The 13,865-nt window shown below is 69.8% G+C and carries 11 protein-coding genes; 5 read left to right on the plus strand and 6 right to left on the minus strand.

The window, feature by feature from the left end; all coding sequences use genetic code 11:
* Window positions 1-137: 137 nt before the first annotated feature.
* The 4 genes from QJ043_RS03415 to QJ043_RS03430 all read right to left on the minus strand — a co-directional run bounded on the left by QJ043_RS03415 (window position 138) and on the right by QJ043_RS03430 (window position 4,834).
* Entirely contained in the window at window positions 138-1,355 is a 1,218-nt protein-coding gene (locus tag QJ043_RS03415; protein ID WP_283713902.1) for an Nramp family divalent metal transporter, read from the minus strand.
* Window positions 1,356-1,560: 205 nt separating this feature from the next.
* Complete coding sequence (locus QJ043_RS03420; RefSeq protein WP_283713867.1) at window positions 1,561-3,387, minus strand: magnesium transporter; 1,827 nt, start codon at window positions 3,385-3,387, stop codon at window positions 1,561-1,563.
* 154 nt (window positions 3,388-3,541) lie between these two features.
* Entirely contained in the window at window positions 3,542-4,027 is a 486-nt protein-coding gene (locus tag QJ043_RS03425; protein ID WP_283713868.1) for a MarR family winged helix-turn-helix transcriptional regulator, read from the minus strand.
* Between the two features lie 135 nt (window positions 4,028-4,162).
* Window positions 4,163-4,834: a nitroreductase family protein gene (locus QJ043_RS03430; RefSeq protein WP_283713869.1), complete on the minus strand. Its 672-nt coding sequence runs from the start codon at window positions 4,832-4,834 to the stop codon at window positions 4,163-4,165.
* Between the two features lie 236 nt (window positions 4,835-5,070).
* Between QJ043_RS03430 and QJ043_RS03435 the strand changes: the two genes are divergently transcribed.
* From QJ043_RS03435 to carB, 4 genes are all read left to right on the plus strand, one after another.
* Window positions 5,071-5,730: a hypothetical protein gene (locus QJ043_RS03435; protein ID WP_283713870.1), complete on the plus strand. Its 660-nt coding sequence runs from the start codon at window positions 5,071-5,073 to the stop codon at window positions 5,728-5,730.
* A 136-nt stretch (window positions 5,731-5,866) separates the two neighbouring features.
* Window positions 5,867-6,511, plus strand: coding sequence for a GPP34 family phosphoprotein (locus QJ043_RS03440; protein WP_283713871.1), 645 nt, complete (start codon window positions 5,867-5,869; stop codon window positions 6,509-6,511).
* Window positions 6,512-6,689: 178 nt separating this feature from the next.
* A complete protein-coding gene (carA, locus tag QJ043_RS03445; protein ID WP_283713872.1) occupies window positions 6,690-7,934 on the plus strand; it encodes a glutamine-hydrolyzing carbamoyl-phosphate synthase small subunit in 1,245 nt (414 codons plus the stop codon).
* Window positions 7,935-11,138: a carbamoyl-phosphate synthase large subunit gene (gene carB / locus QJ043_RS03450; protein WP_283713873.1), complete on the plus strand. Its 3,204-nt coding sequence runs from the start codon at window positions 7,935-7,937 to the stop codon at window positions 11,136-11,138. It begins immediately after the preceding gene.
* Between the two features lie 276 nt (window positions 11,139-11,414).
* On the opposite strand, the gene QJ043_RS03455 is transcribed toward carB, so the two are convergent.
* Window positions 11,415-12,599 carry an iron-containing alcohol dehydrogenase gene (locus QJ043_RS03455; protein WP_283713874.1) on the minus strand — a complete coding sequence of 395 codons (1,185 nt, stop codon included), beginning with the start codon at window positions 12,597-12,599 and terminating at the stop codon, window positions 11,415-11,417.
* A 31-nt stretch (window positions 12,600-12,630) separates the two neighbouring features.
* Window positions 12,631-13,371, minus strand: a complete 741-nt coding sequence (locus QJ043_RS03460) for a YaaA family protein (RefSeq protein ID WP_283713875.1) — start codon at window positions 13,369-13,371, stop codon at window positions 12,631-12,633.
* A 205-nt stretch (window positions 13,372-13,576) separates the two neighbouring features.
* On the opposite strand from QJ043_RS03460, the gene QJ043_RS03465 reads away from it, so the two are divergent.
* Window positions 13,577-13,840 (plus strand): hypothetical protein, encoded by a 264-nt coding sequence (locus QJ043_RS03465; RefSeq protein WP_283713876.1) that lies wholly within the window; start codon window positions 13,577-13,579, stop codon window positions 13,838-13,840.
* The last annotated feature ends 25 nt before the right edge of the window (window positions 13,841-13,865 follow it).

Raw genomic sequence — 13,865 nt, forward strand, 5'->3', positions numbered from 1 at the left:
CCGGGCGTCGATGGTCGTACGGAGCAATCTTAAACGTCCTTGCGGTTTTGTAAGGGTCATTGGCAAGAACAGCAGAAGCGCCCCGGCTGCGGTCGCTCGCGCGGCGACGCGCCCGGGGCGCGCACGAGGCCGCCCTCTCAGTAGCCCATGAGCTGCAGGGCGAACATGATCAGGGTCAGGATCACGATGAGCACGATGGTCACCCAGGTCACCCCGGTCCAGACGCGTCCGTTGCGGTACGGACCCATCACCCGCTTGTCGGACGCGATCTTCACCATGTACACCATCAGCACCGGCAGCAGCACGCCATTGACCACCTGCGCGGCCATCATCACGCCAAAGAGGTCCACGTTGGGGACGAGCACCACCACGGCCGAGAGCACGATCACCGCCGTCACGATGCCGCAGTAGATGGGCGCCTCGCTCCAGCCATGGTCCGCGCCGTGCTCCCAGCCGAACGCCTCGCAGATGGCGCTCGCCGTGATGCCCGGCAGCACGCAGGCCGCGAGCAGCGACGCGCCCACCAGGCCGAGGCCAAAGAGCGCCTCGGCGTAATCGCCCACGATCGGCGCGAGGGCGCTCGCCGCCGTCGCGGCGTCGTCCACCACAAGGCCCGAGCCCGCCAGCGTCGCTCCCGTGGCCAGGATGATGAACCAGCTGATCACGCTCGCGAGCACCGCGCCCGTGCAGGTGTCGATGCGCTGGTAGGGGATCTCCTCGGTGCCGACGTTCTTGTCCACCACGTTGGACTGGGCGAGGAAGATCATCCACGGTGCGATGGTGGTGCCCGTGAGGGCCACGAGCAGCGACAGGTACTCCGGGCTCATCTGGACCTGCGGCACGAAGGTGTCGACCAGGGCCTCGCCCCAGTCGGGCCCCACCATCACGCCGGCGATCACGTAGGCCACAAAGATGCAGCTGATGGCCAAGAGGACCTTCTCGATGCGCTTGTAGGAGCCGCTCATCGTGAGCAGCCACACGGCGATGGCCGCGACGGGCACCGACACGTAGGGCGGCACGCCGAAGAGGCTCATGCCGCTCGCCACGCCCGCGAACTCCGACAGCGTGACCATCGTGTTCGAGACGAGCAGCGACAGCATGGCCACGGCGCTCCACCGCACGCCGAACTGCTCGCGGATGAGGCTCGCGAACCCCTTGCCGGTGACGCAGCCCATGCGCGCGGCCGTCTCCTGCACCACCACCAGGAGGAAGCACATCACGGGCACGGTCCAGAGAAGGCCGAATCCGAACATCGCGCCGGCGTTGGAGTAGGTGGCGATGCCGCCGGCGTCGGTGCCGGCAAGGGCGGCGATGAGGCCGGGGCCCATCGCGGCAAGCACCATCGACCAGCGCATCCGCGGCTTGGCGTGGGGCTCGGCCTGGTCCACGGTCTGGGGCCGGGTGCGCAGAGCGGGGCCGGCGGGCCGCTTCTTGACAGCGGGCTCGGCGGGCCGCTTGGGCGCGGGCGCCTTGTGGCCCACGCGCTCGGGCTTCTGGGAGGCCCCACGCCACGCGGTGCCACCCACGCGGCGCAGCCTCTCCTCCTTGCGGGGCGTCATGCTACGCCCCCAGCCCGCAGGTGAGGAACGCCACGACCGCGTACACGGCGATGGCGATCAGCTGCGCCAGGATGCGCAGCGTGAGACGGGAGGTCTCCTCGCCCTTCTCGTCGCGCCGGCGCAGCACCCGGAGGTAGAGGGGCGCGATGAGGAAGAGGCCGAGGCCCGCGACCACGGCGGCCACGAAGCCGAACACGAAGAGCGTCCGGGCCGGCTCGCCGTGGAAGAGCGCGCTGCCGAGGCCCGCCGCCACGAGCAGCACCAGGGCCAGGAACACGACGCTGATGCCGAGGCCGCGCCAGAAGAAGCTCGCGGTGGAGGGGGCGTCCTCGTCGTCCGCGTCGAACTCGATGAAGAATCCGATCACGTAGTCCACCATCGAGTCCGCCGTGAGCAGCGCCACCGGCAGGCCCACGCACAGCGCGAGACCCGTGGCCCCCAGCCCGAGCGCGTTGCCCGCCGAGACGAGGATCGCCGCGCCGAGCGCCCAGAAGAACAGCCACAGCTGGTCGAGCAGCAACCATCGGAGGTCGTTGGAGGGCTGGTCGGAGTCGCTGTCGCGGCCGCCGGCGAGCACGAGGTCCTCCTCGTGCTCCTCCTCCATGACGTCGAGGGCGTCGTCCACGGTCACGATGCCGAGGATGCGGTTGTGCTCGTCCACCACGGGGATCGCGAGCAGGTTGTACTTGGAGATGGCCTCGGCGACGTCCTCCTGGTCGTCCTCGGGGTCGCAGGTGATGACGTCGGTGGCCATGAAGTCCTGGATCCGGGCCGTCATCGGCTGCACCACGATGTCGCGCAGGGTCACGACGCCGAGCAGCTTCTTGCCCTCGTCGGCCACGTAGAGGTAGTTGACGGTCTCCACTTCCTCGTCATCGAGGTCGCGGACCGCCTGCACGGCGTCGGCCACGGTGGCCGTGGGCTTGATCCAGAGGAACTCGCTCGTCATGATGCGGCCCGCGGTGTCCTCGCGGTAGCCGAGCAGCTGGCGGACGGCCTTCTCCTCCTTCACGCCCATCAGGCGCAGGAGCGTCTCGGCCTTCTCGTAGTCCAGCTCGCTCACCAGCTCCGCCGCGTCGTCCGGGTCCATCTCGGTGAGCAGGCGCGTGGCGTCGGCGGTGTCCATGTCGCCCATGATCTCGGCGGCCATCTCGTCGTCGTCCAGCTCGGCCATGGTCTCGGCGGCGCGGGTGTCGTCGAGCTGCGCGAAGACCTGGGCGCGGAGGCGCGGGTCCAGCTGCTCGATGATGTCCGCGATGTCGGCCGGGTGCATGTCGTCGAGGGTCTTGTGCGAGACGCTGAGCTGCACGTCCGAGAGCTCGCGGTCGAGCAGGTCCATGTAGGACCAGGCGATGATCTTCTCAGGCACCTCTTTGCCCACGGCCTTCGCGGCCTTGACCACCGCGCGCTCCACCTTGGGCGACAGGGCGCGGAGGATGCCGCGGGCGCCCACCTCGGCGCCGAGCAGGCGCAGCTGGTTGGTGCCGGAGTCCGAGAGCTTGAGGTCGTTCACGCGCACCACGCGCAGGCCGCGGGTGTCCACGATCTGCTTGTTGAGCAGGTCGCGGGAGATGAGGACCTCGTTGGGCTGCAGGTACGAGAAGCGGATGTCGGTCGCGGGGACCTTGAGACGCACGGCGTCGTCGAACGAGTCGACGTACTTGCGCCAGCTGATCATGAACGGCGTCTTGCCGGGGCCCACGAACGCGAGGCTCGTCACCCGGGGGAAGACCTCGCCGGTGGCGATGCCCAGGTCGTTGACGGTGCCGATCTTCTCACCGTTCGAGTCGATAACGGGGATTCCCAGCATCTGGGACAGGTAAATCATGGTTGTGACTCCTAACGAGTGCGCCCCGAGCGCACGCGTTAGGCCGCCCAGGGATCAGAGACTGTGAGGTCGGGGTTTCATCACGATCCTTTCGGTCGCCCCTGGACAGATTGCCGCAGGTCATTCTAACAGCTTGCGTGCTGAAAACCAGCGCTTAGGCCGTGGCCCGGGCCTTCTCCAGGCGGTCCTCAGCCACGAGGTCCTCGGCCGCCTCGCTCACGGCGTCGAGCACGGCCACCACCTGGGTCAGGTCGAGGCCCTCCAGGCGGTCCGCCAGCGCGTCGACGGTGCGAAGCACCCGGGCGTGCTGCTTGTCGTAGAGGTCCGAGTCCTCGCGGAGCTCCATGAACACCCGGCGGCGGTCCTCGGTGGAGCGGTGCCGGCGCACGATGCCCTTCTCCTCCATGGCCTGGAGGGTTCGGTTCATCTGGGACTTCATGATGTGCGACTCGCGGCAGAGGTCCGTGGCCGTGAGCATCGTGCCGGGGTTCTCCATCTTGTTCTTCATGAGCAGGTTGCAGATGACCGCCTCGTTGTAACGAAGGTCGTCGAACCGTTGGAGCTGGGAGATGTTGGAGGTGATGCGCAACCACGCGCTGAGCAGCTGTTCGCGCTCGTCGCGTCCCTTGATCTCACCCATGGGCGTGCGCCTCCAATTCCAGCCGCAAAAGGCTAAAGAGCAACCAGTTAACTTATCCCACAAGAAGGGGGCCGGTTCAAGGAGAACCGGCCCCGATCGACTGGGACGAAGCACGCGCGGTGGCGTCTGCGCAGGTCAGGCCCAGCACACGTTCTCGGCGCCGGCCCCCAGCTCAAAGTGCCGCTTGACGATGCCGAGGTCCACGTCGGCATAGGGCGCGGGCAGCGCCTCGGCGCGGACCGTGCCGCCGCGGTAGGTGATGTGGAACCGTTGCTGGTTCATCGCGGTGGGCGCGAGCTGCGCCGCCCACATGCCCTCCTGGAACCATGCCGGCGCCTCGACGCCGCCCTCGACGGTGCAGAGCTTCTCGAGGGGCTTCACCGGGTGCGTGGACCCGGAGCCGGCGCCATGGCCGAGCGCCACCACGCAGACGAGCTTCTCGTCGGGGGCCAGGCCGCCGCGCACGATGCCGTGCTTGTAGGTGAGGCCCACCCAGCAGCTGTTGAGGCCCATCTCCTGGGCCTCGAGGACGATGAGCTCGCCGGCGTAGCCCACGTCCTGGCTCAGGTGCAGGCTGCGCTCGCCGGCGCAGACGAGGTAGTTGGTCACGCCCTTGAACGCGCCATAGGCCGGGAGGCTCGACGAGAAGGCCCGGGGCTCGTCAAAGGCCAGGCGGAACGAGAGGCCGGGGGTGCGGTTGGCGTCCGCAACGAGGGCGGAGAGGCGCTCGCGGTCCTCGGGGCCGATGGGGTCCGGGAGATAGGAGCGCACGGAGTGGCGCTGGGCGATGGCATCGAGAAGGGGCATGGGCGCCGCCTTTCTGCGAGGGGTCGACGCACCCAGCATACCCGGCCCCGGTGCCCGGGAAACGGCCGCGCCACGGGCGAGCGGCGCAGCGAGGGGAGTGTCGAGGGCCGAGAGCCAACGGCCGCGGGGGACTCGCCGTGGAGGGTCCGCTGCTGAGGGCCCGCTGACAGGACGCGCTCCGAGGCGAGGGTACAAGCATCCGCAGACATCGAAATAACGAACCCGAGGAGGTCACCATGGCCCAGGACAAGCCCACGCCGGAGGAAAAGGCGCACGCGGACGAGCAGGTGGAGCGCACGTTCGGCGACGGCGACGCGGCACAGAACGCGAAGGAGCTGGAAAGCGAGCTCGGCGCGCTCGAGATGGACGCCGAGACGATGGACGACCCCACGCTAACGGCGCAAGTCGCGGCCGAGGAGGCGGTCGTGGCCGAACAGGCCGCACCGGCGCAGCAGGCCGCGCCCGACCGGACCGCCCAGATGCCCAAGCCTGCGACCCCGCCGCGCCCGAGGACACCGGCGGACGACGCGGCGCCCGGGCCCCAGAGCCGCGAGGCCGCGCGCACCCAGCGCGAGCTGGACCGGCTCGGCCGCGACCGCGCGTTCAAGGTGTACAGCTGGCTCGGGTTCCTCGGCGGCGCGTTCGCGGTGGCCTGGGGCTTCATGATCCTCTTCGGCGTGGACACGGGCTCCGCCGCGGCGTTGGGCGGCCTCTACGCGGCGGCGCACAGCCCCATCGAGTCGCTCGCCTTCCTGCTCAAGCTCGGGCTCTTCGGCATCCTCGAGGCGCTCGGCCTCGGCCTCATGGGCGGCTTCGGCCGTCGCCTGCTGCGCGACGAGTCCCGTGAGCAGCGGCTCCTCGACGGCGCGCGCCACCACAAGGGGCCCCGCGCGTGAGCCAACGGCCGTCGGCCGCCCCGCACGGTCGGTCTTTTGATGGGCCTCGGGGGCTTTGCATCGACCCCTCCCGCACAAATGGGTAGAGCCCGGGTGCAGCACGTCCATTCGAGTTTGCGTTTCAGGAAGGTGTTCCATGAACGTCTCAACCACCCAGCAGCTGCTGGTCCTCGCACTCAACAATGACGGCGTCGTCCCCACCAAGGAGGCCATGGCGGCCATCGTCGCCTGCGGCCTTTTTGAGCTGGAGAACGACGGCGTCGCCGACTTCAAGGACGGCAAGGCCCGCATCAAGGGCGAGCTGCCGGCCGACAAGGAGTACCTGCTGCCGCTCTACCGCTTCATCGAGCAGCGCGAGGAGGTCTCCGTCCAGACGATCATGGACGAGTTCGTCGAGGGCGACCAGGCCGGCGACTTCCTCGCCGCGCTGGCGCTGCCGCTGCGCAAGGGCGGCTACATCCTCGGCGAGCAGTCCGAGGTGGTCTTCGTGCCGACCGCCGAGGCCAAGCGCGAGTTCAAGGACTACGCGGTTCAGGCCATGGACGGCAAGGCCCCGATGACACAGGACGAGGCGGCCCTTCTCACCTTCGCCCTGGGCGCCGGTCTCCGCGACGAGCTCTTCGGCCGCGCCGAGCTCAAGGACAAGCTCATGGTGGAGCTCCACGGCCGCAAGATCGAGCTCTTCATGGCCCCGGAGGCCAAGGACGCCTTCGAGTCCACGTTCAGCGAGATCCAGAAGCGCTTCGCGCCCTACGTGGTGAAGTACGTGGCCGAGCACTAAGCGCCCCGAGCCGGAGCAGTCGCAGCGAGACGTCGCCCATTCGGCGACGTCTCGCTGCTTTTTGCGGTGTTTTGCATAGGATACGCATGAGTATCCAGTTTGTTGCGAATCTCTCCGGACGAATTCTCACCGCGCCGCGACCCCTATGGTGGCTTGAACCCACAGGAGGGAGCGGCACGTGAACCCATTGGCAGCGCCAGCAGGCAATCAACCGGCACCGGCCCTTCTCGCACTCGAGAACGGCCGGTGTTTTTTTGGGCGGTCGTGCGGTGCTCTGGGAGAGGCCTTTGGCGAGGCCGTCTTCAACACCTCGATGATCGGCTACCAGGAGGTGGTCACCGACCCCTCCTACGCGGGTCAGGTCGTGGCCCTCACCTACCCGCAGGTGGGCAACTATGGCATGAACGCGCGGGACGGCCAGGCGCCGCACCCGGCGCTCGAGGCCCTCGTCGTGGGCGACCTCTGCCGCACCCCGAGCCACTGGCAGTCCGACGAGGCCCTCGGCGACTACCTGGCCCGGGAGGGCGTCGTGGCCATCGAGGGCGTGGACACCCGCGCGCTCACGCTGTGCCTGCGCGAGGAGGGCGCCATGCGCGCGGCCGTCTCGACCGAGGACCTGGACCCGGAGTCGCTCGTGGAGCGCGTGCGGGCGTCCCGGCCCATCGGCGAGCGCGACCTCGTCGCCCAGGTCTCCCGGGGGCAGCCCCGCACCATTCCGGCCCGCGGTGCCGCGCGCCGGCGCGTCGTCGCCGTGGACTGCGGCGAGAAGGCCGGCATCATGGAATGCCTGGCCGCGGCCGGCGTCGAGTGCGAGCTCGTGCCCTGGGACACCCCGGCCACAAGCATCCTCGCGCGCGACCCGGACGGCGTCTTCTTCTCCAACGGCCCCGGCGACCCGGCCGCGATCCCACAGGTCACGGCCTGCGCGCGCGAGCTTCTCGGCCAGGTGCCGCTCTTTGGGATCTGCCTCGGCAACCAGGTGCTCGCCACCGCCGCGGGCGCGTCCATCGAGAAGCTCGCCTTCGGCCACCACGGCGGCAACGAGCCGGTGATGAACCTCCTCACCGGCCGCACCGAGGTCACGGCGCAGAACCACAACTACGGGCCGGTCTTCTCGTCGCTGGGGCCGCTCGTCCCGGAACTCTCCGGAGGCGTGGCCGAGCACCCGGGCGACCTTCGCGTCTGGAGCGAGCGCCGCATCGCCCCCGTGGTGATGAACCCGCAGGTAGGACGCGTGCGGCTCACCCACGTGAACCTCAACGACGGCACGCCCGAGGGGCTCCAGTTCCTCGACGCCCGGGCCTTCTCGCTCCAGTACCACCCCGAGGCGCGCCCCGGCCCCACGGACGCCCGCTACGCGTTCGACGCGTTCGTGCGCCTGATGGACGGCGACCCCGAGTACCTCGAGCAAGGGAGGGCGTAGATGCCGCGCCGCAACGACCTCAAGAAGATCCTCGTCCTGGGCTCCGGCCCCATCGTCATCGGCCAGGCCTGCGAGTTCGACTACTCGGGCACCCAGGCCGTCAAGGCGCTCCGCCGCGAGGGCTACGAGGTGGTGCTCGTCAACTCCAACCCGGCCACGATCATGACGGACCCGGACGTGGCCGACCGCACCTACGTGGAGCCGATAACCGCGCGGTCCGTCGCGGGCATCATCGAACGCGAGCGACCCGACGCGCTGCTCCCCAACATGGGCGGCCAGACGGCGCTCAACTGCGCGGTGGCCCTGGCCCAGGAGGGCGTGCTCGAGCGGTACGGCGTGGAGGTCATCGGCTGCGACATCGACTCGATCGAGACGGGCGAGGACCGCGCGCTCTTCGCCCAAGCCATGGGTCAGATCGGCCTCGCCACGGCGGAGTCGGGCATCGGCACCACGGTGGAGGAGTGCGAGGCCGTCGCCGCGCGCCTGGGCTACCCGGTGGTGCTGCGCCCCGCGTTCACGTTGGGAGGCGCGGGCGGCGGCGTCGCGCACAACGCTGAGGAGCTGCGCGCCATCGCAGCGGAGGGGCTCTCCCTCTCCCCCGAGGGCCAGGTGCTCGTGGAGCAGAGCCTCCTCGGCTGGAAGGAGATCGAGATGGAGGTCATGCGCGACAGCGCCGGCAACGGCATCGTCGTGTGCTCCATCGAGAACCTCGACCCGATGGGCGTGCACACCGGCGACTCCATCGCGGTGGCGCCCTGCCAGACCCTGAACGACTACGAGCTGCAGCGGCTGCGCGACGCCTCGCTCGCGGTGCTCGACCGCGTGGGCGTGGCCTGCGGCGGGTCCAACGTGCAGTTCGCGGTGAACCCCGAGGACGGCCGCGTGGTCGTGATCGAGATGAACCCGCGCGTGAGCCGCTCGTCGGCGCTCGCCTCCAAGGCCACGGGCTTTCCCATCGCCAAGTTCGCGGCGCTGCTCGCCGTGGGCTACACCCTCGACGAGGTCCTGAACGACGTCACCGGCGCCACGCCCGCCTGCTTCGAGCCTTCCATCGACTACTGCGTGGTCAAGGCGCCGCGCTTCGCCTTTGAGAAGTTCAAGGGCGCGAGCGACGTGCTCACCACGCGCATGAAGGCCGTCGGCGAGGTCATGGCCATCGGCACCACGTTCGAGGAGGCGCTGCAGAAGGCGCTGCGGTCGCTCGAGCAGGGGCACCAGGGGCTCGACGCGCTCGGCGCGGGCCTGAGCGACGACGAGCTGGCCGACCGCGTGGCGCAGCCCACGCCCGAGCGCGTCTTCTACCTGGAGGAGGCGCTCGAGCGGGGCTGGGGCGTCGCGCGGGTCGCGGAGCTGTCGAGCGTGGACCCGTGGTTCCTCTCGCGCATGGAGGACATCGCGCGGGCAAAGCAGCGTATCGCGGAGCTCGGGCTAGGCGGCCTGGACCGGGGGCTCTTGCTCGCCGCCAAGCAGCTGGGCTTCTCGGACGAGCAGATCGCGCGACTCACCGGCCAGCGGGCGGACACGGTCCGGGCCCTGCGGCAGGTGCTCGGCGTGACCCCGGTGGTGAAGCACGTGGACACCTGCGCCGGCGAGTTCGAGGCCCGCACCAACTACAGCTACCTCACGTACCGCGCCGGCGGCGAGAGCGAGCGGCGGCCGGCAGAGCGCCCCCGCGTGATGATCCTCGCGGCCGGGCCCAACCGCATCGGCCAGGGCATCGAGTTCGACTACTGCTGCTGCCACGCCGCGCGCACGCTGCACGAGCTGGGCTTCGAGACCGTGATGGTCAACTGCAACCCGGAGACCGTCTCCACGGACTACGACACGAGCGACCGGCTCTACTTCTCGCCGCTCACCTTTGAGGACGTGATGGACGTCGCCGACGCCGAGCGGCCTCAGGGCGTGGTCGTGACGCTCGGCGGCCAGACGCCGATCAACCTGGCGCGGCGGCTGAGCGAGGCAGGGCTCACCGTGCTCGGCACGAGCGTGGACGCCATCGACCTCACCGAGGACCGGGAGCGGTTCGCTGGCCTTTTGGACGAGCTGGGCGTGGAGTACCCGGCCTCGGCGGTGGCGTCCACCGTGGACGAGGCCCTCGCGGCCGCGCGCACCGTGGGCTACCCGCTGCTCGTGCGGCCGAGCTACGTGCTCGGCGGTCGCGGCATGGCCATCGTGTACGGGCCGGACGAGCTGGCGGCGTACCTGGACGAGGCGACCGCGGTGTCGCGCGGGCACGCGGTGTACCTGGACGCGTTCCTCGAGGACTCGGTGGAGCTGGACGTGGACGCCGTGTGCGACGGCGAGGACGTGTACGTGGGCGCGGTGCTCGAGCACATCGAGGAGTGCGGCATCCACTCCGGCGACTCGGCCTGCTGCTACCCGCCGTTCTCGCTCTCCGGGGCGCTGCTCGAGCGCGTGCGCGACATCACCCGGACGCTGGCGCTGGCCGCCGGCGTGGTGGGGCCGATGAACCTGCAGTTGGCCGTCAAGGACGAGCGCGTGCTCGTGATCGAGATGAACCCCCGGGCGAGCCGGACCGTGCCGTTCTCGTCCAAGGCGAGCGGGGTGCCGCTCGCGAGCGTGGCCGCCCGGGTGATCGCCGGCGAGAAGCTGCGGGACATGGGCCTTCCCGACGAGCGCCGCGAGCCGGGGCACTACGCGGTGAAGGAGTCGGTGATGCCGTGGAGCCGGTTCCCCGGCGCGACCGTGGTGCTGGGGCCCGAGATGCGGTCCACCGGCGAGGTGATGGGCCTGGGCGCGACCTTCCCCCAGGCGTTCGCGAAGACGCGCGAGGAGATCAGCTACGCGACGCCGACCTCGGGCGTGGTGCCCATCTCCGTGTGCGACCGGGACAAGCGCGCCATCGGGCCGGTGGCGCTGTTGCTGCGGGCCATGGGCTACGAGCTGGCCGCCACCCCGGGAACCGCGAAGGCGCTGAGGGCGGCGGGCATCGAGGTGACCGAGCTGCGCCGCGTGCGCGACGGGTCGCCCAACTGTGTGGACCTGCTGCGGTCCGGCGAGGCGGCGTTCCTCATCAACACGCCCCATGGCGGCGCGGCGCGCGGCGACGGCGAGAAGATCCGCAGCGAGGCCGTGGCGCGCGGCGTGGACCTCGTGAGCACGATGAGCGGCGCGACGGCGCTCGTCCAGGCGCTGGCGACGCGCGGGGCGTCGGAGCCGGTGGCGCTGCAAGATTTGGCTTGAGTCACGACCCGGCGGGCTGCGGCTCGACGACCGGGGCTTGCGCTCGGGGCTTGCGGGGAAACGTTTCCCCGCAAATCTCGGGGCCGTTTTGCGGAGAAACGGGGGCAACGGCGGGCTTCGCTTCTCGGCCACCTGCGGTTTTGTCGTCGAGGCCGCTTGCGGGGAATCGTTTGTCCGCAAATCCTTGCGGGGAACCGTTTCCGCACAAACGAATCCGCCCGCCAGGTCCCGTCGCATCGACCAGCGGGCGCGAGTCAAAGCCCGACGGGCGCTAACTCATTGACAGGCTTCGAAGATGGCGACCACGTCTGCAGGCTCCAGGTCCACGAAGCCGTGGATCGTGCCGCCCTTGCCGTCGCAGGCCTTCTTCGCCATGCGCTCGAAGTGCTCGTCGCCGATGCCTATCTCTCCGAGCGTCGACGCGAGCCCCAGCTCGTCGGTGAAGAACGCCGCCAAGGCGTCGATCCCCGCCTCGGCCTTCTCGCGCTCGGTCAGCGCCGGGTCCGTGACGCCAAAGACCTGCTCGGCCAGTTGGGCCAGCTTGCCCGCGGTCGCCGGGTCCTTGTCCAAGCAGTGGCGCATCCAGCGCGGCAGCAGGATCGCGAGGCCAAGGCCGTGCGTGATGTCGTAGAACGCCGAGAGCTCGTGCTCCATCGGATGCGCCGACCAACCGTGCCGCTTGCCGCCGTCCGCGAACCCGTTGATGGCCCAGGAGCTGGCCCACATGAGGTTGGCGCGCGCCTCGTAGTTGGTGGGGTCCCTCATGGCCACCGGGGCGAACCTCACGACCGTTCGGAGCAGCCCCTCCATGAACGTGTCGAGGAAGAAGAGGTCGTCCTCCGTGGTCAGGTACACCTCGAGGGTGTGGGCGATGATGTCCGCCGAGCCCGCCGCCGTCTGCGAGGGCGGCACCGAGTAGCTGTTCTCGGGGTCGAGGAAGCTCGCCTTGGGTAGGAGCACGCGGGCGCCCCGGCCCTGCTTCTCCTGCAGCTCGGGGTTGGAGATCACGCCCGTGTCGTCCATCTCGGAGCCCGTGGCGGCGAGGGTGAGCACGGTGACCAGCGGCAACGCGTCGGTGATGGGGATGGTCTTGTCGGCGAACCAGTCCCAGGGGTCGCGGTCGGACCGGGCGCCCGCGCACACGAACTTCGCGCAGTCGATGGTGGACCCGCCGCCGACCGCGAGCACCACGTCCACGTCGTGCTCCTTGCACAGCCGCACGCCCTCGCGCACCGACCCGATGCGGGGGTTGGGCTCGATGCCGGACAGCTCCACCACCTGGAGGCCCTGCTCGGCTAGCTGTCCCATCACGCGGTCATAGAGGCCGGTGCGCTTGATCGACCCGCCCCCGTAGCAGAGAAGCACCGTGCGACCGAGGCCCGCGACCTCCTCCCCCAGGTGGCGGAACTCGTCCGAGCCAAAGTAGACCGTGGTGGGGACGGAGTACACGAAGCCGTTCATGGGACCTCCCTTGATTGCGGTGGCCTTGAGCCTAGCGGATGAACACGAGCCGGTCCGGGGCGGAGAGCCCACGGTCGAGCGCGTAGCCCGCCTCCGAGAAACCCGAGAGCCGCTCCCAGTCCTCGATGCCCTGCTCGGCGCACCAGCGGCAGAACATGCCGCGGGCACGCTTGGCCTCGGTGGCCCGCTGGCGGAGGCGCCCGTCCCGAAGCTCGCCGAAGAGGCAGGTCACGACGCGCGTGCGCTCGGGGAGGTGCGGGAGCACGGCCCGGGCGTACTCGACGGAGGCGACGTTCACGAGCGTGTCGCACTCGCGGGCCAGACGCTCCGCCAGCCGAGCGCCCCAGAACGCGTAGACGTCGCCGCCCCACGGGCCCGACAGCTTGGCCTGCATCTCCAGACGGTAGGGACAGACCGCGTCGAGGGGCCCAAGGACCCCGTAGAGGCCGGAGAGGATGCGCAGGTGCTCCTGGGTGTAGGCCAGCTGCGCGCGGTCCATGACCTGCGGCGCGAGCGCCGTGTACTGGATGCCCCGATAGGACATCGCCGCAGCGTCGCGGCCGTGCGGCGTCCAGGCGGCAAGGTGGTCGCAGGCCGTGGCCGTCAGGGCGTCCGACGTGCGCCACAGGGCCTGAAGCTCGTCACGGGAGCGCTCCCGCAGCGCCGCGGTGAGCTGCTCGGCCTGCTCGAGGAACGCCGGCTGCGCCTCGGGCGCGAAATCCGGTGTGGGGGCCAGCTTCTTGGCCGGCGAGACGATGAGACGCAGCGGCATGGCAGCTCCGGGTCGCGTGTGGCTTCTGGTCGGGACTGCCCATTGTTGCAGCATTGCGCGAAGGCGAGGCGCCGGCGCTGCCCGGAGCCCCCCACTCACTCCCCACAAAAACAAGGTCCTCATATCAAGGGACAGCGATACCCGGGTACCAAGACACCGCGTCAGGAACAGCGGCCGTAAGCGCCGCACCATGAAAGGACACGCCATGGCCGAGATTGATTCCAAGCAGGCTGAGCAGACCCTGATCGACGACGTCATCGCCGAGGGCAAGCTCGAGGACGAGACCCACAGGATGGACGTCTCCATCAAGCCCAACTGCGACATCGAGGGCAACTACCCCGAGCAGACCGTCGCCGAGGCCATCGAGGGCGCCGAGGACGAGCGGGTGACCGAGAACATCACCGTCGGCACCGACGAGAACGGCCACCAGTACGCCGAGGTCAAGGAGAGCGTGACCGGCGAGGAGTAACGCGCCCAGCCATATCGATTGACCT

Origin of the sequence: Kribbibacterium absianum (assembly GCF_030067705.1) — a bacterium.
Lineage (GTDB): Bacteria > Actinomycetota > Coriobacteriia > Coriobacteriales > Atopobiaceae > Kribbibacterium > Kribbibacterium absianum.